Source organism: Rhodosalinus sp. FB01, assembly GCF_041365715.1.
Lineage (GTDB): Bacteria > Pseudomonadota > Alphaproteobacteria > Rhodobacterales > Rhodobacteraceae > Rhodosalinus.
Genome location: NZ_JBGFSH010000034.1, coordinates 385 through 822, shown reverse-complemented (window position 1 = coordinate 822; position 438 = coordinate 385). Strand labels below are relative to the sequence as shown.

The following is a 438-nucleotide window of genomic DNA, read 5'->3' as shown; positions in this document are numbered from 1 at the left end:
CGGCACGCCGAAGGCGAGCGCGATCTCGCGCGCCGCCGCCTCCTTGGTCTGCTGGAACTCCATGTCGGAGGGCGAGAAGCCCATCGGCTTCCAGTCGAGCCCCCCGTCGAGGAGCATCGGCCGCCCGGCGTTGCGCGCGCCCTGGTGATAGCTCTCCATCTCCGCCACGAGCCGGTCGTACTGCTCGGGCGCGAGCCCGCCGCCGCCGTCGGCACCCTGATAGACGATCGCCCCCGAGGGCCGCGCGGCATTGTCCAGAAGCGCCTTCGACCAGCGCGAGGCGGCGTTGTGCACGTCCACCGCCTGCGCCGCCGCCTGCATCGGCGAGAGCCCGTGGTGGTCGTCCTGGGGATGGAAACTGCGCAGATGGCAGACCGGCGCGGGCCGCGCCGCGGCGTCGAAGCGATGCGTGCGCCCGGCCACCGTGTAGGCGTAGGC

1 protein-coding gene is annotated in these 438 nt (G+C 73.3%); it reads right to left on the bottom strand.

What is annotated here, in order from left to right:
• A partial coding sequence (locus AB6A65_RS16380; RefSeq protein WP_371039471.1) for a phage portal protein occupies window positions 1-438 on the bottom strand: 438 nt, incomplete at both ends.